Raw genomic sequence first — 18,859 nt, forward strand, 5'->3', positions numbered from 1 at the left:
GGGAGTGGTGGGCGGGGTGGTCGGGGGAGTGGTGGGGGGTGTGGTCGGGGGCTGGGTGCCGCCGGGCTGCACCGGCGTCGTACCGCGGGCCAGGTCGCCGAGCAGGGCGTAGGTGGTGCCGGAGATGGTCACCGTCCAGTTGGAGGGGGTGGACACCGGCAGGTAGTAGTTGAACGCCAGGTCGACGGAGGCGCCGGGGGCCAGCGTCTGCCAGGCCGGGAGCTTCAGGGAGACCCGCTGGAAGTCGCCCTTCAGGCCGCCGACGTTGTTGCCGGTGTGGCCGCTGCTGATCACGGTCGTGCCGAAGCCGGACTGGTCGGAGGCGTTGTTCGGGGCCGAGGTGCCGTAGTCGAACCGGAACTCGGTGCCGCCGGGCAGGGTGGCGTTCGTGTTGTTGGTGATCTTCAGCTTGGGGGTGAGCGGGTAGTTGGAGTCGCCCAGCTTGAACTCGGTGAACTCCGTCTTGATGTCGACGGCCTGGGTGGGCAGGGCGGTGGTACCAGCCTTCTTCGCGCCGTAGGGGGAGGCCGACTTGAACTTCTGGTACATCGTGTCGGTGAGCGTGTCGCCCACCTCGTACTGGCCCTTGGCCGCGTTGTAGGCGTAGTCGCCCGCGAGTTCCCAGACCATGGTGCCGCCGATGCCCTTGTCGACCACGTAGTCGGCCTTGGCGGCCACCGACTGCTCGTCCTCGGTGGAGAGGAAGACCTTCTTCTGGGCGTTCCACAGCCATGGCGCCACCAGGGTGGAGTCGTACTTGCGGACGTAGGTGCCGGTCAGGGTGGTGTTCGCCGGGAAGCCGTACGTGGTGACGTAGTCGCCGACGACGCCCTTCTCCAGGTTCTTCGCGTGCCACATCGGGTTGGAACCGGCCGGGGACTCGACCCCGGCGGTGTCCTTGTCGTGCCACAGGTTGTCGATGCCGACGGCGCCGTCACCGCACTTGGTGAGGCCCGCGCCGGCCGGGCAGGTGGTCGCGGGGGCCTTGCCCCACAGGCCGTCGGTGCCGCCCTGCACGTTCTTGAAGCCGCGCGTGTAGTAGGGCAGGCCGATGTTGATGCGGCCGCCCGGCATCGAGCCGCGGAAGTAGTGGTACGCCCAGTCGGTGTTGAGGTAGCCGACGCCGCCGTACTGGGAGGTGGAGTAGACGCCGGCCGCGGCGAGTTCGCCGTCCTTGCCGTCGTCGAAGAGCGAGGCGTTGGGGCCGACGTACTCGTTCCAGGCGCCGTGCAGGTCGTAGGACATGATGTTGACGTAGTCCAGGTACTTCTGGACCTGGAAGGTCTCCATGCCGCGCAGCAGGTAGCCGGAGGAGGGGGCGGCGACGGAGAGCAGGTAGTGCTTGCCGTCGGCGGCGCCCGCGCGGTCGAGCTTCTCGCGCAGGGACTTCATCAGGGCGGCGTAGCCCTGGACCAGACCGGCGCGGCGGGCGTTGGCCAGCTGCCAGTCCAGCGGGTTGCCGGCGTCCTTCATGGTGGTCGGGTACTCGTAGTCGATGTCGACGCCGTTGAACCCGTACGTGCGGATGAACTCGACCGAGGAGTCGGCGAAGGTGTCGATGCCGGCCTGGTTGACCGAGCCGTCGGCGTTCGTGGCCATCGAGTAGAAGCCGCCGGAGGCGACCCGGTTGCCGTCGTCGCCGAAGTAGCCGCCGGTCTCCGCCCAGCCGCCGACCGAGATCAGCGTCTTGACGTTCGGGTACTGCTTCTTGAACTTCGTCAGCTGGTTGAAGTGGCCCTTGTAGGGGAGGGCCGGGTCCATCTCGGCGCCGGCGACGCCGGGCCAGGTCATCCCGGTGGCGGCGTTGTTCACGCCGTCCGAGCCGACGGAGATCTTGTTGTCGGCGCCCACGTGGGCGAAGGCGTAGTTCAGGTGGGTGACCTTGGACCACGGGATGTTGTTGGCGAGGTAGGCGGGGGTGCCGTCCTTGCCGGTGCGCCAGCCCGTGAAATATCCGATGACGCGGCGCTGGTGGTCGGCGCCCATCTTCTCGCGGCCTTCGGCGTCGTAGACCGAGCAGTACGGGACGTCGACGCCGGCGGTCTTGTACAGCCCGTCCGGGCGACAGCCCTCGTTGTCGGCCGCGTGCGAGACGCCCGCCGAGAGCCCGCCCACCAGGAGTCCGGCGATTGCGGCGCCGGATGCCAGGAGCATCGCTCTCGTACGTGTGGGGGACAGCATTGTGCCTCCTGGGGAGGGGAGGATGCAGGACACAACTGGACACAACATGGAGCAACAGGAGTGGTGCGGAAGCGTGTTGGCCCGTGACGTGCGCACATCTGACGGGCTGTTCCCGGGAAGATGAAGGGAACGTTAAGAGGACTAGACCACCCGGGTCAATAGGTCTGGACCAACCCCGCTCGACTTGACAAAGTTCACCCCGATGCCGGCCCCCTGTGAGCCAGGCCACACCACATCACCCGCATGGCGCCCGATCACCCGTGGCAAACTGGCTGGAGTACCAGTAGCAGCGCACTCCGGGGTCGGTGTAATTCCGAACCGGCGGTTATAGTCCGCGACCCGTCCGCAGCCAGCGGCCGGTTGACCAGGTGAGATTCCTGGACCGACGGTTAAAGTCCGGATGGGAGGCAGTGCGCGGCGGGCCAGTCACCGGTACGCCGCCGTCGGCGATTCGTCGGCATATCCCTACGGATGTGCCCGGTCGAACCGTTTTTCCGGCCTCGGCGTCCCCTGTGCGCTGTACCGCTTCATCTGTCGTATCCCGACAGGCCCCGGAGTCCGTGCCCGATTGAGGCAGGAGGACCCGGTGGCGACACACGCCGCGCACGCAGCAGCACCCGACGCGGACACCCGTGCCATGCGCCGAGCCATCGAGCTCGCGGCCCGCGGACTCGGCTCCACCAGCCCCAACCCCGTCGTCGGCTGCGTCATCACCGACGCCTCGGGCGCCGTCGTCGGCGAGGGCTGGCACCAGCGGGCCGGCGGCCCGCACGCCGAGGTCCACGCCCTGCGCGCGGCAGGAGCGGCCGCCCACGGCGGCACCGCCTACGTCACCCTCGAACCCTGCAACCACACCGGCCGTACCGGGCCCTGCGCCCAGGCCCTCGCAGGCGCCGGGATCACCCGCGTGGTCTACGCCGTCTCCGACCCGAACCCGCAGGCCAGCGGCGGCGGCGCCACCCTGCGCGCGGCCGGGATCGACACCGCGGCCGGACTCCTCGCGGACGAGGCCGAGGCCGGCAACGCCGCCTGGCTGACCTCCGTACGCCTGGGCCGGCCCCACGTCACCTGGAAGTACGCCGCCACCCTCGACGGCCGCAGCGCCGCCGCGGACGGCAGCAGCCGCTGGATCAGCTCCGCCGAGTCCCGGGCCGACGTCCACCGGCTGCGCGCCGAGAGCGACGCCGTCCTCGTCGGCGGCGGCACCCTGCGCGCCGACGACCCGCACCTCGCCGTCCGCGGCGTCGAAGGCGCCACCCAGCCGCTGCGCATCGCCCTCGACACCCGCGCCGCACTCGTGCCGACCGCCCGCATCCTCGACGACGCCGCGCCCACGCTGCTCGTCGTCGGCGAGGACGCCGACACCCGGCACCTGCCCGGCGTCGAACTGCTCCGGCTGCCCCTGCACGACGGCCGCGTCGGCGTCCACGACCTCCTCACCCCCCTGTTCCGGCGCGGCGTCCGCTCCGTCCTGCTGGAAGGCGGGCCCACGCTGGCCGGCGCCTTCCTGGAGGCCGGCGCCGTCGACCGCGTCATCGGCTACCTCGCCCCGGCCCTGCTCGGCGCCGGCCCCGCGGCCCTCGCCGACGCCGGGATCAAGAACATCTCCGGTGCGCGGCGCCTCGACATCACCGAGGCCGTCCGCATCGGCCCCGATCTCCGCATCACCGCAGTCCCCGTCCCCGTCACCACCTCCACCGCCACCAAGGAGCACTGAGTGTTCACCGGAATCGTCGAAGAACTGGGCGAGGTCACCGCTGTCGAGCAGCTCGAGGAAGCCTCCCGCTTCCGGCTGCGCGGCCCCCTCGTCACCGAGGACGCCAAGCACGGTGACTCCATCGCGGTCAACGGCGTCTGCCTCACCGTCGTGGAGACCGCGGCCGGCGAGTTCACCGCCGACGTCATGCAGGAGACCCTCAACCGCTCCAGCCTCGGCGCCCTGACCACGGGCTCCCGGGTCAACCTGGAGCGGCCCATGGCCCTCGGCGGACGGCTCGGCGGCCACCTGGTCCAGGGGCACGTGGACGGCACCGGCGAGATCATCTCCCGGACCCCCTCGGAGCACTGGGAGATCGTCAAGGTCGCCCTCCCGAAGAACCTCTCCCGCTACGTCGTCGAGAAGGGCTCCATCACGGTCGACGGCGTCAGCCTCACCGTCGTCGAGGCCGCCGCCGACTGGTTCACCATCAGCCTCATCCCCACCACCCTCGCGCTGACCACCCTCGGCATCAAGCAGAGCGGCGACCCGGTCAACCTGGAGGTCGACGTCCTCGCGAAGTACGTCGAGCGCCTCCTGGCCGCCGGCGTGAACCCGCTGCACGCGACGGGAGACGCCCGGTGAGCGCCCTGACCTGGCTCAACGCGGAGGCCTTCACCGTCTTCGGCCAGAAGGTCATCTGGTCCGACATGATCGGCAACCTGATGGGCCTGGCCGCGCTCGCCCTCGGCTGGCGCCGCTCCATATGGACCTGGCCCGCCCAGCTTCTCTCCGGCCTGATCCTCATCGCCGCCTACGCCTCCGCCCACCTCGCGGGCGGCGTCGGCAAGCAACTCCTCGTCATCGGCGTGGCCGTGTGGGGCTGGCGCGCCTGGCAGCTCGGCCGCCAGAAGGCCCAGGACGGCTCCATCGCCGTGCGCACCGCCACCTGGAAGGAGCGCGGGCTGCTCCTGGGCGGCGCGGCGCTCGGCACCCTCGCCGTCGGCGGCCTCTTCACGCTCTTCCCGAACCTGTCGTGGAGCCCGTGGGCCGACGCCTACATCTTCGTCGGCACCATCGTCGCGATGGTGGCCCAGGCCCGCGGTCTCGTCGAGTTCTGGTTCGCCTGGCTCCTCGTCGACCTGGTCGGCGTCCCCCTCGCCTTCACAGGCGGCCTGGCCTTCTCCGGCCTCGTCTACGTCGTGTACTTCGCCCTCGTGCTGTGGGGCGCCTACGACTGGTACCAGCGTTCTCGCACCAACCCGGCCCCGGCCCTGGAAGGAGCAACGGCATGACCATCCTCAAGCCCGTGCCCGACATCCCCGAAGAGACCTTCCGCCTCGACCCCGTCGAGCAGGCCATCCGCGACATCGCGGCGGGCCGCCCCGTCGTCGTCGTCGACGACGAGGACCGCGAGAACGAGGGTGACCTCGTCATCGCCGCCGAGAAGGCCACGCCCGAGATCATCGCCTTCATGATGAGCGAGTGCCGCGGCCTGATCTGCGCTCCCATGGAGGGCCCCGAGCTGGAGCGGCTCGAACTCCCGCAGATGGTCCAGAACAACACCGAGTCGATGAAGACCGCCTTCACCGTCTCCGTCGACGCGAGCGCCGCCCACGGCGTCACCACCGGCATCTCGGCCGCCGACCGCGCCACCACCCTGCGCCTGCTCGCCGACGGGGTCTGCGAGCCCGGCGACTTCGTCCGCCCCGGCCACATCTTCCCGCTGCGCGCCAAGCCCGGCGGCGTCCTGGTCCGCAACGGCCACACCGAGGCCGCCGTCGACCTCGCCCGCCTCGCGGGCCTGCGCCCGGCCGGCGCCATCGTGGAGATCGCCGGCGAGGACGGCGTCATGCTGCGGCTGCCCGAGCTGATCCCCTTCGCACGCAAGCACGGCCTGACGATCATCTCCATCGAGGACCTGATCGCCTACCGCCGCTCCGCCGAACCCACCGTGCGCCGCGAGGCCGAGGTCAGCCTGCCGACGGCCTTCGGCGAGTTCACCGCCTACGGCTACCGCTCCACCGTCGACGGCGTCGAGCATGTCGCGCTCGTCCACGGCGAGATCGGCGACGGCACCGACATGCTGGTCCGCATGCACTCCGAGTGCCTCACCGGCGACATCTTCGCCTCCCAGCGCTGCGACTGCGGCCCCCAGCTGCACGCCTCCATGGAACGCATCAAGGCGGAGGGCCGCGGCATCGTCGTCTACCTGCGCGGCCACGAGGGCCGCGGCATCGGACTCCTGTCCAAGCTGCGCGCGTACGAGCTCCAGGAGCGCGGCCGCGACACCCTCGACGCCAACCTGGAGCTCGGCCTGCCCGCCGACGCCCGCGACTACGGCGCCGGCGCGCAGATCCTCGCCGACCTCGGCGTGCACAGCGTCCGGCTGATGACCAACAACCCCGAGAAGTCCGACGCCCTCGTCCGGCACGGCATCACGGTCACCAGCCGGGAGTCCATGCCGATGGAGGCCGGCGAGCACAATCTGCGGTACCTGCGCACCAAGCGGGACCGGATGGGCCACGACCTGCCCTGGCTGGACGGGCCCGTGACCACCTCCGCCTGCGGCAACCAGTAAGCACGCACCACCACCCGTACATACATCCACCACCCATCACGAACCACCGAGGAGCAGAGCTGTGAGCGGCAAGGGCGCACCCGAACTGAGCGTGAAGAACTGCGGAGACCTGCGAGTCGCCGTGATCGCGGCCCAGTGGCACGAGAAGGTCATGGACGGACTGGTCGACGGAGCCCTGCGGGCCCTGCACGAGCTGGGCATCGACGAGCCCACCCTGCTCCGCGTCCCCGGCAGCTTCGAGCTCCCGGTCGTGGCGAAGGTACTGGCCGGTCGCGGTTACGATGCCATCGTCGCCCTCGGAGTGGTCATCCGCGGCGGCACCCCGCACTTCGACTACGTCTGCCAGGGCGTCACCCAGGGCCTGGTACAGGTGTCGATCGACACCGGAGTCCCCGTCGGCTTCGGAGTACTGACCTGCGACAACGACGAGCAGGCGCTGGACCGCGCCGGCCTCGAGGGGTCGAACGAGGACAAGGGGCACGAAGCGGTCACCGCCGCCGTCTCCACCGCCATGACCCTGCGCACCGTCAGCGAACCCTGGCGCTGAGTGGCGACGGGGAACCCCGTATTCTGAGGACCATCATGGCGAACAAGACCCCCAAGACCTTCGAGGAGCTCTTCACCGAGCTCCAGCTCAAGGCCGACGGCGACCCCAGCACCTCCCGTACCGCCGAGCTCGTCCAGAAGGGCGTCCATGCCATCGGCAAGAAGGTCGTCGAAGAGGCCGCCGAGGTCTGGATGGCCGCCGAGCACGAGGGCAAGGAAGCCGCCGCCGAGGAGATCTCCCAGCTGCTCTACCACGTCCAGGTGATGATGGTGGCGCGCGGGATCTCCCTCGACGACGTCTACGCCCACCTCTGAGTCGGCACGCACACCCGCCCGCAATCCCGAAACCCACGCACCAAAGGAAGCCCCATGCTGCGCATCGCCGTCCCCAACAAGGGTTCACTCTCCGGACCGGCGTCGGCGATGCTCCATGAGGCCGGCTACCGGATGCGCAAGGAGTCCAAGGAGCTCGTGGTCGTCGACCCCGAGAACGAGGTGGAGTTCTTCTACCTCCGCCCCAAGGACATCGCCATCTACGTCTCCTCGGGCAAGCTCGACATCGGCATCACCGGCCGTGACCTGCTGCTCGACTCCGGCGCCAGCGCCGATGAGATCCTGCCGCTGAACTTCGGCCGCTCCACCTTCCGCTACGCCACCACCCCCGGCACGGCGAAGGGCCCCGAGGACTTCTCCGGGATGACGATCGCGACCTCGTACGAGGGAATCGTCGCCAAGCACCTCGCCGAGAAGGGCATCGACGCCGCCGTCGTGCACCTCGACGGCGCGGTCGAGACCGCCATCCAGCTCGGCGTCGCCCAGATCATCGCGGACGTCGTCGAGACCGGCACCAGCCTGCGCAACGCCGGCCTGGAGGTCATCGGCGAGCCGATCCTCACCTCCGAGGCCGTCGTCATCCGCGGCAACGGCGCCGACGCCGACGACCCGCAGGTCCAGCAGTTCCTGCGCCGCCTGCAGGGCGTCCTGGTGGCCCGCAGCTACGTGATGATGGACTACGACTGCCGCGCCGAGCACCTGGAGCGCGCCGTCGCCCTCACCCCCGGCCTGGAGTCGCCGACCGTCTCCCCGCTGCACAACGAGGGCTGGGTCGCCGTCCGCGCGATGGTCCCCGCCAAGGAAGCCCAGCGGATCATGGACGACCTGTACGAACTCGGCGCGCGCGCGATCCTCACCACCTCGATCCACGCCTGCCGCCTCTGAAGAGGGTGACCGGCGTGCCCCACCGGCACGCCCCACCCGCCCCACACGCCACCCCCAGAAGGCACCGCACCATGGCCGAGTCCGCCGCCCAGCCCGCCACACCCACCCTGCCGGTCACCTTCCGGCCGACCCGCACCCGGGTCGTCCTGCTGGGCGTCGGGCTCGCCATGTTCGCCACCATCACGGCGATCGCCCTGCTGCTGGAGAACCTCAGCCCCGGCGAGCGGATCAGCTTCGTCTTCACCGCCGTCCTGCTGAGCTCCGTACTCGTCCTGCTCAGCCGCCCCAAGGTGGTCGCGGACGAGACCGGCGTCACGGTCGTCAACCTGACCACCAGCCGCCGCCTGGAGTGGGCCCAGATCCTTCGGGTCAACCTCCGCCCCGGCGACCCGTGGGTGTTCCTCGACCTCAGCGACGGCACCAGCCTGCCCGCCCTCGGCATCCAGCCGGGCGTCGCCAAGCAGCAGGCGATCGGCGACGCCCGCGCCCTGCGCGCCCTGGCCGAAGCCCGCGGAACGGGTACCGGCGACCACTGAGTCGGCCCATCCTCACGGCTGCGTACCGTTGCGGCCGGGACATCAATGACTACCCTGGTGGCGGGGCGCAGCTGTGCGCCCTCCCACCGGCCCCGGGACCTCGTGGCCCGTGGGCACCTGCGACTTGAGGAGTGACTCCCTCCAGCAATGGACGGATCGTCCGGTAGTACCCGCGCCGCCCTCCCCTCGGAGGCGGCGGCATGACCATCCCGCTACTTCTGCTCGCGGCGGCCTTCGCCCTCATCCTCGCCAACGGTTTCTTCGTGGCCGCCGAGTTCGGCCTCGTCACCGTCGAGCGACCCGATGCCGAACGCGCCGCAGCCGACGGTGACCGCCGTGCCCGCACAGTGGTCAAGGCCCTGGGGGAGCTGTCCTTCCAGCTCTCCGGCACCCAGCTCGGCATCACCATCACCTCCCTCGTGGTCGGCATGCTCGCCGAGCCCGCCCTCGCCGCACTGCTGGCCGGGCCGCTCGCCGCGACCGGCCTGCCCAAGGGAGCCGTCTCCGGCGTCGCCGTCGTCATCGGCATGCTGCTCGCCTCCGCCGTCCAGATGGTCGTCGGCGAGCTCGTCCCGAAGAACTGGGCGGTCTCCCGGCCGCTCCAGGTGGCGCGCTTCGTCGCCGGCCCGCAGAACGGCTTCTCCCGTGCCTTCCGGCCGGTGATCGCCGCACTCAACGCCGTGGCCAACCGCCTCGTACGGGCGCTCGGCGTGGAACCGACCGAGGAGATGGCCTCCGCCCGGACCCCCGGCGAACTGCTCTCCCTGGTCCGCCATTCGGCCCAGGCCGGCGCGCTCGAACAGGACACCGCCGACCTCTTCGTACGCACCCTCTCGCTGGGCGAGCTCACGGCCCAGCACGTCATGACCCCCCGGGTGAAGGTCAGCGCCCTGATGCACACGGCCACCGCGGCCGACGTGCTCAACCTGACCCGCGCCACCGGCCTGTCCCGCTTCCCGGTCTACCGCGACCGCATCGACGAGATCACCGGCGTCGTCCACCTCAAGGACGCCCTCGCCGTCCCCGAGTCGGAACGCGACCGCACGTCCGTGAGCCGGATCTGCGTCGCCCCGCTCCTGGTGCCCGGCTCCCTGCCGGTGCAGCCGCTGCTGGAGCGGCTGCGCAGCGAGCAGCCGATGGCCGTCGTCGTCGACGAGTACGGCGGTACCGCCGGTGTCGTCACGCTGGAGGACATCGTCGAGGAACTCGTCGGCGAGGTCCGCGACGAGCACGACTTCGCCGAGGACGAGACCCCCGAACTGGCCGCCGTGCCCGCCGAGGACGGCCGCCCCTCCTGGGAGGCCGACGGCAGCTGCCGGGTGCAGACCCTGCGTCGGATAGGTCTCGAAGTTCCCGAAGGCCCGTACGAGACCGTCGCCGGCCTCGTCGCCGACCTCCTCGGCCGGATCCCCGCTCCCGGGGACCGGGCGGAACTCCCCGGCTGGAAGCTGTCCGTCCGTCGGGTCGGACGCAACCGCGCCGAGCGGGTCCGGCTGGTCCGGCTCGCGGCGGTGCCCGCGGCCGGCGCGCACCGGTCCGCCTCCACGGCCGACGGCGCGACCGTGCTCGCATCCGAGCGGGCCGAGCTGGAAGGCGCCGCCCGATGAACGCGCTCCAACTCGTCTTCGCCCTGCTGCTGGTCCTCGCCAACGGCTTCTTCGTCGGCGCCGAATTCGCACTCGTCTCCGTACGGCGCAGCCAGATCGAGCCCCTCGCGGCCGAGTCCGGCCGGGCCCGCCAGGTGCTCCACGGCCTGGAGAACCTGCCCCGCATGATGGCCGCGGCGCAGTTCGGCATCACCGTCTGCTCGCTCACCCTCGGCGCGGTCGCCGAGCCCACCGTGGCCCGGCTGCTGGAGCCCGTCTTCCATGCCGTCCACGTACCGCAGGGTCTGATCCACCCCCTCGGCTACGTCGTCGCGCTGAGCGCCGTGGTCTTCCTGCACCTGGTGATCGGCGAGATGGTGCCGAAGAACCTGGCGATGGCCGCCCCGGAGAAGACCGCCCTGTGGTTCAGCCCCGGCCTGGTCGCCTTCGCCCGCCTGTGCGGGCCGGTCACCACCGCGCTCGGCGCCTGCGCCAAGCTCGTCCTGAAGCTCTTCAAGGTGGAGCCCAAGGACGAGGTCGAGGCCGTCTACACCTCCGCCCAGCTGGGCCGGCTCCTGAAGGACTCCCGGCAGGCCGGGCTCCTGGAGCCGGTCGAGCAGGAGCGGTTGGAGGACGCGCTGGAACTGGGCAGCCGCCCCGTCACCGACGTCCTCCTCGGCCCGGACCGGCTGGTCACGGTCGGCCCGGCGGTGACCCCGCGGCAGATCGAACAGCTGACCGTGCGCACCGGCTACTCCCGCTTCCCCGTCCGTGCCGACAGCGGCGCCTTCATGGGCTACCTGCACGTCAAGGACGTACTGGACCTGGAGGACCGGGAGCGCGCCGTCCCGCAGCGGGTCTGGCGCCGGATGACCACCCTGTGCTCCACCGTCCCGCTGGACGACGCCCTCGGCGTCATGCGCCGGGACGCCACGCACCTGGCACAGGTGGCGGACCCCGGCGGCCGGGTCCTCGGCCTGGTCGCCCTGGAGGACGTCCTCGAGATGCTGGTCGGCGAGGTCCGCGACCCGGCCCACCGCTCGTACGTCCGCGGCGCCTAGCCGGCCGCTCTTCCCCGGGGCCCGCCCCGGACCCCTGTCTCGAACACCGGCGTGGTGCAGCCCCGCCGGCGCTCGAAGCACGGGGTCCGGAGCGGGCCCCGAGGACTACAGCGCCGGCGGCTCCGGCCGTTCCTGGGGGCCGCGGCCCGACAGGACCTCCCCGTACGCCTGCATCAGGTCCGGCAGCCGGAGCGTCGCCAGGTCGTCCCGCGACGGCTCACCCGCGAAGCCCGCCAGCCGCAGGTCCCGGTACGCGCAGCTCTTCTCGTACAGGGTCCGCAGGAAGCGGCCGTTGCCGAGCTCGTCGATCCAACCCTGCTCCACCACGTGCGCGCTGATGCTGCGCAGCTCCTCCAGCGCCTCCTCGTCCCAGTGGTCGCCGTTCGCGTCCGCCAGCACCCCGCCGATCGCGGTCAGTTCCAGCGGCCGATAGCTGGGGAAGTCCACCCGGGTGGTGAAGCGCGAGGACAGCCCCGGATTGGCGGCCAGCAGCCGGTCCATCCCGGCCGGATAGCCCGCAAGAATCACCACCAGATGGTCACGGTTGTCCTCGGCCCGCTTCAGCAGCACCTGCAAGGCCTCGTCGCCGTACGCGTCGCCCTTGCTGTAGCCCGAGTTCGACAGCGAGTAGGCCTCGTCCACGAAGAGCACCCCGCCGATCGCCGAATCGATCAGCTCGTTCGCCTTCACCGCCGTCTGCCCGAGGAACTCGCCCACGAGGTCGGCCCGCTGCGCCTCCACCAGGTGGTCGCCGCCGAGCAGCCCCAGCGCGTAGAAGACCCGGCCCAGGATCCGGGCCACCGTCGTCTTGCCCGTACCCGAGGGCCCCGAGAACACGAAATGCCGCTTCGGCGGCTGCACCGGCAGCCCCTGACCCGCCCGCAGCCGCGCCATGTGCAGCTGCGCCGAGAGCGCCTTCACCTGCCGTTTGACCGGCTCCAGGCCCACCATCCGCTCCAGCTCCGCCAGCGCCTCGGCGAGCGCCGCCGGGTCCGCCGGCCCGGCCGGCAGCCCCTCGGGCGTGCCCTGCGGCGGGACCGGCACCTTGCGCCGAGCCCCCTCCACCCGGCTCGTCGGGGGAGTGGGCGGAGCCGGCGGTTCGGGCTCCGGCTGGCCGTCCGCCGCGATGTCCTGGACCGGGCCGCCGCCCAGCGCGACCGCCGCGAAGTCCCCGCCGGCCGGGGACGGGCCGTGCCCGCTGTAGCTCCCGTACGCCGCGTACCCCGCCAGGCCCGCCAGATCGGCCACGCCGTCGGTGTCGTCGCCGTCCTCGATGGCCGTCAGCCGGGCCGCGGTGTCCATGAACGAGGGATCCACCCGGTGCACCGCCCGGTACAGCGGCAGCGCCGCCGCACTGCGCCCGGTGCCCTCCCGCGCCCGCGCCAGCCAGTAGCGCAGCTCCTTGCGCTGGGGCTGCTCGCTGCGACACCGCATCAGCGCCGCCGCCAGCATCGGCTCCGCCTGCCCGTACATCTCCAGCCGGACCCGCGCCATCCCGCCGAACAGCCCCGCCTCGATGCCCAGCAGCGGATCGTCGACCAGCGGCTCGGTGTGCCGGACCAACTGCTCCCAGTCCTTGACCAGATAGGCCCGGCAGGCGTGCAGGAACCGTACCTGCGCGTCGGTGTCCACCGGTGGCAGCGCGGCCAGCGCCTGGTCCAACTCGGGTACGTGGCGGCCGTCCAGCCAGTGCGAGGCGTGGGCGAGGAGCAGGTCCCGCCGGCTCTCCAGCACCGGCTGCACCCACCAGCCCAGCCAGTACCAGGAGTTCAGCGTGCGACGGTGCCGGGCGCGCTGCTCGCCGAACCGGTCCCGGTGGGCGTACATGCGAAGTAACGCGTTGCCCGTGTCCACCCGGAGTGCGTGCAGGCCCAGCCACGCGTCGGCCATGGTGGGGTCGAGCCGTACGGCCGCCCGGAACTCCTCCTCGGCCTGCGGATAGGCGCCCATGGTGCAGGCGTCGACCCCGCGCAGCCAGGCGAGTTCGGCCGGGGCGTGCATGCTGCCCGGCGTGCCGAAATCCATCACGTCCCCCACAAGCCTGCCCCCGTGGTGCGCGGCAACCTCCGTGACGAGCACATGAGTTGCCCACTGCGCCGATGAAATCAGGGCTGCATCGTACCTGCGGTCACGCACCTTACGTAGGGCGCGACGGACCCGGTTCCGGCGTGCGCCCCTGGGGCGGTCGGTGACTCAGGGTGAAGGATCGGGAGGGTCGGCCTCGCGCGACACCGCCGGGGAGGGGGTTCGCGGGCAGAACGAAGCCCCCGATCACGGGGGAACAACCGGGGGCTTCGTGTCCGCGGCAGCCTGTAAAGGCCTCGCATTGAGAACGTAAGGCCGCCGCAGGCCACAGGTCAAGCGGGTCGGCCGGGCCCCTGCGGAGCGGAATTCCGAGGGCGTTCAGGCCCGGGGGAGTTCGTCACTCCCGGTGACGGAAGCGGAGGTTCCCGGCGTCCCACGGGCCCCGGAAGTCCACTCGTATCCCGTACCGCTCTGGCGCACCAAGGTGTCGGCGAAGGGGCGCGAAGGGTCGTTGGAGAAGTGCGCGCGCTCCGCGCGCTCCCATCCGTCCCAGAAGTCGGAAAGTTCACGCCCGTCCCGGTTCCGCCCCCGTTGCCAGGACTGATCGCGGGCGGTCTCCATCCACAGCAGCCGCGCCAGCCGCGGCCGCAGCGCCGCCCGCCCCGCCCCGACCCCCTCGACCAGGAGCACCGGCGCCGGCTCCAGCACCCGCTCCGGCCCGAACCGGCGCTCCACCCAGTCGTACGGGGCCCAGTGCGCGGGCCGCCCGGCGGCGAGCGGCTCCAGCACCTGCGCGCGCAGCCGCTCCTCCCAGCCGAACAGCTCCTCATGGGTGGCCACGTCGTCCAGGTGCAGCACGGGCGCCCCCAGCGCCTCGGCGAGGCGCCCCGCGAAGGTGCTCTTCCCGGATCCGGCGTGCCCGTCGATCCCGATCAGGCGCACCGGGCCGAGGGAGGGCGGCAGGGCGGCGAGCTCCCGGGCGAGTGACTCAAGTGACTGCTGTGGCTCCACTCGACCAGCCTAGACAGCCCCGACACGACCCGTGGCTTCGGGCCGCCGCCGCCGGGAACTGGAAGGGTGATGCCGGATGGCGGCCGACAGCCACCGACGTACCGACCCACCCTGGGGGAACCCGCGATGACCGAACCCACTCCGCGCAGGGCCGTACTCGTCGCCGCGCTCGCGGTCGCCACCGCGGCCACCGCCGCCACCGTCCCGGGCGGCAGCGCCTCGGCGACCCCTCCCATGCCTCCCACGCCTCCCGCCCCTCGGACCCCGGGCCGCACCGTCGACAACCGCTTCTGGCACTCCTACCGCCACTGGCTCGCCGGCGCCCACCAGGGCACCACCGCCGTCGGCGGCGCCCGCCCCGGCCTGGAGATCGCGACGGCCGTCGGCCGCACCGAGTACGCCGACCCGCACACCGGCCGCAAGAGCACCTGGGAGTACGCCACCTGGACCTCCCCCGTGCACCGCTCCACCGTGCCCGCGACCGAGGCCATCGCCTCCTGGAACGCCCGCACCCCGTCGGGCACCTGGATCCAGATCGAACTGCGAGGCACCTACACCGACGGCACCGCCACCCCCTGGTACGTGATGGGCCGCTGGGCCTCCGGCGAGGCGGACATCCGCCGTACCTCGGTGGACGGTCAGAGCGACGGCAGGTCCACCGTCTGGACCGACACCCTCGCCCTCGACGCCCCGACCGCGACCGCCGGCCTGCGGATCGCGGCCTGGCAGCTGCGCCTCACCCTCCACCGCCGACCCGGCGCCGAGCACGGTCCCACCGTATGGCTCGCGGGCGCCATGGTCTCCGACGTACCGGACCGCTTCACCGTCCCGACCTCCACCCCCTCCCGTACCGCCCACGAGCTGAAGGTCCCGCGCTACTCGCAGGAGGTCCACGCCGGCCGGTACCCCGAGTACGACAACGGCGGCGAGGCCTGGTGCAGCCCCACCTCCTCGCAGATGATCATCGAGTACTGGGGCGGCAAGGCCCCCGCCTCCGCCCTGACCTGGGTGAACCCCACGTACTCCGACCCGCAGGTCTGCCACGCGGCGCGCTCCACCTACGACGCCGCCTACAAGGGCTGCGGCAACTGGCCCTTCAACGCCGCGTACGCCGCCACCTACCCGGACCTCGCCGGAGTCGTCACCCGCCTCACCTCCCTGACCGACCTGGAAACCCTGGTCCGGGCCGGCATCCCGGCCATCACCTCCCAGTCCTTCCGCCCCGAGGAACTCACGGGCGCGGGCTACGGCACCGCCGGCCACCTGATGACCGTCATCGGCTTCACCGCCGCCGGGGACGTGATCGCGAACGACCCCAACTCGCGCGACAACCCCGCCGTGCGCCGCGTCTACCAGCGCGCCGAGTGGGAGAACATCTGGCTCCGCACCAAGCGCGTGGGCGCCTCCGGCAAGGTCACCTCCGGCTCCGGAGGCATCTGTTACCTCTACGCGCCCGCCCGTCCGAGCCGGGCGCAGTCCGGGGCGCTGCGCGCGGTGGGGGTGCTGTGAGAAGGAGGCGAATTTGCCGTTGACCAAGCGGTACGGATAAGCGGAACATAGTGGGGTAAATGGCACATAAAGGCTTCTCAGTAGGAGGCGGCCCGCCATGACCACCCATCCCAGCATCGAGCACCACCCCGACCTCGCCGAGATGCGCACCCGGTTCGAGCGGGTCACCAGCACTCCCCGGGCGCAGGCCGTCGAAGCGCTGGCCCTGATCACGGGCCTGTACCTGGCCGCCTCGCCCTGGATCGTCGGATTCAGCGGCCTCACCCCGCTGGCCGTCAACAACCTGATCGCCGGCCTCGCCTTCTGCCTGTGCATGGGCGGTCTGGGCTCCGCCTACGAGCGCACCCACGCGATGGCGTGGACGGCGGTCGCCCTCGGCGCGTGGACGATCGTCGCCCCGTGGGCCATCGCCGGTGAGATGGACACGACGCGAACGGTGGTCAGCAACGTGATCGCCGGAGGTGTCGCCCTGTGTCTCGGCCTCGCGATGGCGGGCATGGCGAGCCGCGACCGCGGGTCCCGCGCCTGACCGGGGCGCCGGAGGAGGCGCCGACCGAAGGAACAGCACGCCGGGTCCCGGCCGAGGAGGTCGGGGCCCGGTCGTCCGCCACCTGGGCCCGCACCCGGCCCTGTCCGCGTATGTCAGTGTTTGCGTGACGCATGCCACCCATGACGTCCCTACCGCGAAAGCCGCGAACGCCGGCACATTGGACGCCATGACTGCCGACAGCGCCGCCCCCCTCGCCGCCCCCAGGGACCTCGTCCGCACCGGAGGCCCCAAGGACGACTCCACCTGGCTGGAGCACGTGATGGGCTGGACCCTCGTGGTCGTCGTCGCCATGTTCGTCACCCAGGTCGGCTGGCTCTGAGCCCCTCCCCGTCCAGGACCGCGAGACCGTCCGCCCCGGTCCGTCCGGCTCGGCGCACAGGAACGAACTCCCGGCGACACCGAAGCCGATGGAGGAGTTCGTCCCGTAGTGTCCGGCACCTCCCGACCCTGAACAGCCGCTCGATCCGCTCGGTGATCTTGCCCCGGTGACGGGAAGCCCCTGATCGGGCATACTCAAGCCGCCGCAGCCGCTGAACAGCCCCTTCCGCAACCCGGGAGGGCACCATCGGCTGTGAGAGAACCGAGACCCGGCGGCGCGTCCCACAACCTCACGCGTCGCCGCCGTGCCCGACCAGGGAGGAGAGCGCCGCCATGACAGACCGCGCCCCGCAGCCGGTGGACCGACAGCTGCCCACCGAGGAGTCCCGGGACCTCCTCGCCCTCGTACGCGAGATCGCGCAGCGCGAGATCCGCCCCAAGGCAGCCGAGGAGGAGGACTCCGGCCGCTTCCCGCGGGAGGTCTTCACCCTGCTGTCCGAGGCCGGCCTGCTCGGCCTCCCCTACCCCGGGGAATTCGGCGGCGGCGAGCAGCCGTACGAGGTCTACCTCCAGGTCCTGGAGGAGCTCGCCGCGGCCCGCCTGACCGTCGGCCTCGGCGTCAGCGTGCACTCCCTGGCCTGCCACGGCCTCGCCGGCTACGGCACCAAGGAGCAGCAGAGCGCCCACCTGCCCGCGATGCTCGGCGGTGGCCTGCTGGGCGCCTACTGCCTCTCCGAGCCGGCCGCCGGCTCCGACGCCGCCTCGCTCACCACCAAGGCGGTGCGCGACGGCGACGACTGGATCATCACCGGCACCAAGGCCTGGATCACCCACGGCGGCGTCGCCGACTTCTACACCGTCCTCGCGCGCACCGGCGCCGAGGGCCCCAAGGGCATCACGGCCTTCCTGGTCCCCGGGGACGCCGAGGGCCTGACCGCGGCCGTGCCCGAGAAGAAGATGGGCATGAAGGGCTCGCCCACCGCCCAGCTGCACTTCGACGGCGTACGCGTCCCCGACGCCCGCCGCATCGGCGAGGAGGGGCAGGGCTTCAGCATCGCCCTGGCCGCGCTGGACGCCGGCCGCCTGGGCATCGCCGCCTGCGCCATCGGCGTCGCCCAGGCCGCGCTGGACGAGGCCCTGACGTACGCCTTGGACCGCAAGCAGTTCGGGCACCCGATCGCGGACTTCCAGGGGCTGCGCTTCATGCTGGCCGACATGGCCACCAAGATCGAGGCGGGCCGGGCGCTCTACCTCGCCGCCGCGCGGCTGCGTGACGCGGGCAAGCCGTTCTCCCGCCAGGCGGCCATGGCCAAGCTGTTCTGCACGGACGCGGCGATGGCCGTCACCACGGACGCGGTGCAGGTCCTGGGCGGATACGGCTACACGGCGGACTTCCCCGTCGAGCGGCTCATGCGCGAGGCCAAGGTGCTCCAGATCGTGGAGGGCACCAACCAGATCCAGCGCATGGTCATCGCCCGCCACCTGGCAGGCCCCGAGACGCGCTGACCGAGGTCAGTACAGCCCGCTGCTCGTGCTGGGCCAGACCGGGGAGGACGTCAGCCGCGACCACTCCGGATCACGCCGGCCGGGCAGCGTCCGGCCGGCATCGGCCCACCGCGCCAGCAGATCCCGGTAGATCGGCGGGTCCGGCACCTGCTGCGCCTGCTCACGCGGACGCTGAACCGATTCTTCGAAACCCGGCGCCGCCGGGCGACGCCTTCGGCCCGTTGAAGACTGAAGCATGGTCATACCCGGCCAACGCGGAACCGAAGGGCCGGGTAATCGCCCCCGGGGTGCGGCTATCCGTTCGAGGTGTCGCCAGGGGCGGTGCGGTGGGTCCTGCCGGGAGGGCGTCGGGCACGGCATCGGCTGCGCCGAAGCGGAGTCGGGTCGGCGTGACCGTGAGAGGGCCGGCACCCGAGCCGGCCCTCTCCCCGTGGACGAACACGCCGCCGCCCGGCTCGCCTCCCGGAACACGCGGAGGGTTCGGGGAGCGGGAGCCGGCGGGGCGGGGTCGGGGTTGTGGGACGGGGGCTTCGGG

General features: G+C 71.8%; 17 protein-coding genes and 1 riboswitch. Of the genes, 14 read left to right on the forward strand and 3 right to left on the reverse strand.

Features of this window, described 5'->3' with window-relative positions; genetic code table 11:
- Positions 1-2,181 (reverse strand): chitinase C-terminal domain-containing protein (locus AB8A24_RS40475; protein ID WP_369479001.1); only part of this gene is annotated, 2,181 nt, incomplete at its 3' end.
- 287 nt (positions 2,182-2,468) lie between these two features.
- A riboswitch (FMN riboswitch) is annotated at positions 2,469-2,599 on the forward strand.
- Positions 2,600-2,818: 219 nt separating this feature from the next.
- Between AB8A24_RS40475 and ribD the strand changes: the two genes are divergently transcribed.
- From ribD to AB8A24_RS40525, 10 genes are all read left to right on the forward strand, one after another.
- A complete protein-coding gene (ribD, locus tag AB8A24_RS40480) occupies positions 2,819-3,898 on the forward strand; it encodes a bifunctional diaminohydroxyphosphoribosylaminopyrimidine deaminase/5-amino-6-(5-phosphoribosylamino)uracil reductase RibD (protein WP_369479004.1) in 1,080 nt (359 codons plus the stop codon).
- Positions 3,899-4,522: a riboflavin synthase gene (locus AB8A24_RS40485; protein WP_328964120.1), complete on the forward strand. Its 624-nt coding sequence runs from the start codon at positions 3,899-3,901 to the stop codon at positions 4,520-4,522.
- Positions 4,519-5,172: a nicotinamide mononucleotide transporter family protein gene (locus tag AB8A24_RS40490; RefSeq protein WP_266485404.1), complete on the forward strand. Its 654-nt coding sequence runs from the start codon at positions 4,519-4,521 to the stop codon at positions 5,170-5,172. Before AB8A24_RS40485 ends, AB8A24_RS40490 begins: the two co-directional genes overlap by 4 nt.
- Positions 5,169-6,458, forward strand: a complete 1,290-nt coding sequence (locus AB8A24_RS40495; protein ID WP_369479002.1) for a bifunctional 3,4-dihydroxy-2-butanone-4-phosphate synthase/GTP cyclohydrolase II — start codon at positions 5,169-5,171, stop codon at positions 6,456-6,458. Before AB8A24_RS40490 ends, AB8A24_RS40495 begins: the two co-directional genes overlap by 4 nt.
- 61 nt (positions 6,459-6,519) lie before the next feature.
- On the forward strand, positions 6,520-7,005 hold the full coding sequence (ribH, locus tag AB8A24_RS40500; protein ID WP_007262951.1) for a 6,7-dimethyl-8-ribityllumazine synthase: 486 nt from the start codon (positions 6,520-6,522) through the stop codon (positions 7,003-7,005).
- Positions 7,006-7,040: 35 nt separating this feature from the next.
- Positions 7,041-7,319, forward strand: coding sequence for a phosphoribosyl-ATP diphosphatase (locus AB8A24_RS40505; protein WP_266389104.1), 279 nt, complete (start codon positions 7,041-7,043; stop codon positions 7,317-7,319).
- A gap of 54 nt (positions 7,320-7,373) precedes the next feature.
- The gene (hisG, locus tag AB8A24_RS40510; RefSeq protein ID WP_266389101.1) at positions 7,374-8,222 is read left to right on the forward strand and encodes an ATP phosphoribosyltransferase; all 849 of its coding nucleotides are present in this window, start codon (positions 7,374-7,376) and stop codon (positions 8,220-8,222) included.
- A gap of 71 nt (positions 8,223-8,293) precedes the next feature.
- Positions 8,294-8,758: a PH domain-containing protein gene (locus tag AB8A24_RS40515; RefSeq protein ID WP_328964122.1), complete on the forward strand. Its 465-nt coding sequence runs from the start codon at positions 8,294-8,296 to the stop codon at positions 8,756-8,758.
- A 200-nt stretch (positions 8,759-8,958) separates the two neighbouring features.
- A complete protein-coding gene (locus AB8A24_RS40520; RefSeq protein WP_328964123.1) occupies positions 8,959-10,365 on the forward strand; it encodes a hemolysin family protein in 1,407 nt (468 codons plus the stop codon).
- Positions 10,362-11,405, forward strand: coding sequence for a hemolysin family protein (locus tag AB8A24_RS40525; protein WP_328964124.1), 1,044 nt, complete (start codon positions 10,362-10,364; stop codon positions 11,403-11,405). The genes AB8A24_RS40520 and AB8A24_RS40525 overlap by 4 nt, the downstream gene beginning before the upstream one ends.
- A gap of 105 nt (positions 11,406-11,510) precedes the next feature.
- Here the strand turns inward: AB8A24_RS40525 and AB8A24_RS40530 are convergent, their stop codons facing one another.
- Both AB8A24_RS40530 and AB8A24_RS40535 read right to left on the reverse strand, forming a co-directional pair.
- Complete coding sequence (locus AB8A24_RS40530; protein ID WP_328964125.1) at positions 11,511-13,430, reverse strand: AAA family ATPase; 1,920 nt, start codon at positions 13,428-13,430, stop codon at positions 11,511-11,513.
- Positions 13,431-13,808: 378 nt separating this feature from the next.
- On the reverse strand, positions 13,809-14,441 hold the full coding sequence (locus AB8A24_RS40535) for a hypothetical protein (protein WP_328964126.1): 633 nt from the start codon (positions 14,439-14,441) through the stop codon (positions 13,809-13,811).
- Positions 14,442-14,567: 126 nt separating this feature from the next.
- Here AB8A24_RS40535 and AB8A24_RS40540 point away from each other — a divergent pair, with 126 nt between their 5' ends.
- The 4 genes from AB8A24_RS40540 to AB8A24_RS40555 all read left to right on the forward strand — a co-directional run bounded on the left by AB8A24_RS40540 (position 14,568) and on the right by AB8A24_RS40555 (position 18,324).
- Positions 14,568-15,950 carry a peptidase C39 family protein gene (locus tag AB8A24_RS40540; RefSeq protein ID WP_369479003.1) on the forward strand — a complete coding sequence of 461 codons (1,383 nt, stop codon included), beginning with the start codon at positions 14,568-14,570 and terminating at the stop codon, positions 15,948-15,950.
- Between the two features lie 97 nt (positions 15,951-16,047).
- Entirely contained in the window at positions 16,048-16,479 is a 432-nt protein-coding gene (locus AB8A24_RS40545) for an SPW repeat protein (protein ID WP_328964128.1), read from the forward strand.
- 187 nt (positions 16,480-16,666) lie between these two features.
- Positions 16,667-16,819 carry an SCO1431 family membrane protein gene (locus tag AB8A24_RS40550; RefSeq protein WP_266389081.1) on the forward strand — a complete coding sequence of 51 codons (153 nt, stop codon included), beginning with the start codon at positions 16,667-16,669 and terminating at the stop codon, positions 16,817-16,819.
- A 332-nt stretch (positions 16,820-17,151) separates the two neighbouring features.
- Positions 17,152-18,324 carry an acyl-CoA dehydrogenase gene (locus tag AB8A24_RS40555; RefSeq protein WP_030732658.1) on the forward strand — a complete coding sequence of 391 codons (1,173 nt, stop codon included), beginning with the start codon at positions 17,152-17,154 and terminating at the stop codon, positions 18,322-18,324.
- The last annotated feature ends 535 nt before the right edge of the window (positions 18,325-18,859 follow it).

The sequence above is a fragment of the Streptomyces sp. BF23-19 genome (assembly GCF_041106355.1).
Classification (GTDB): Bacteria; Actinomycetota; Actinomycetes; order Streptomycetales; family Streptomycetaceae; genus Streptomyces; species Streptomyces virginiae_A.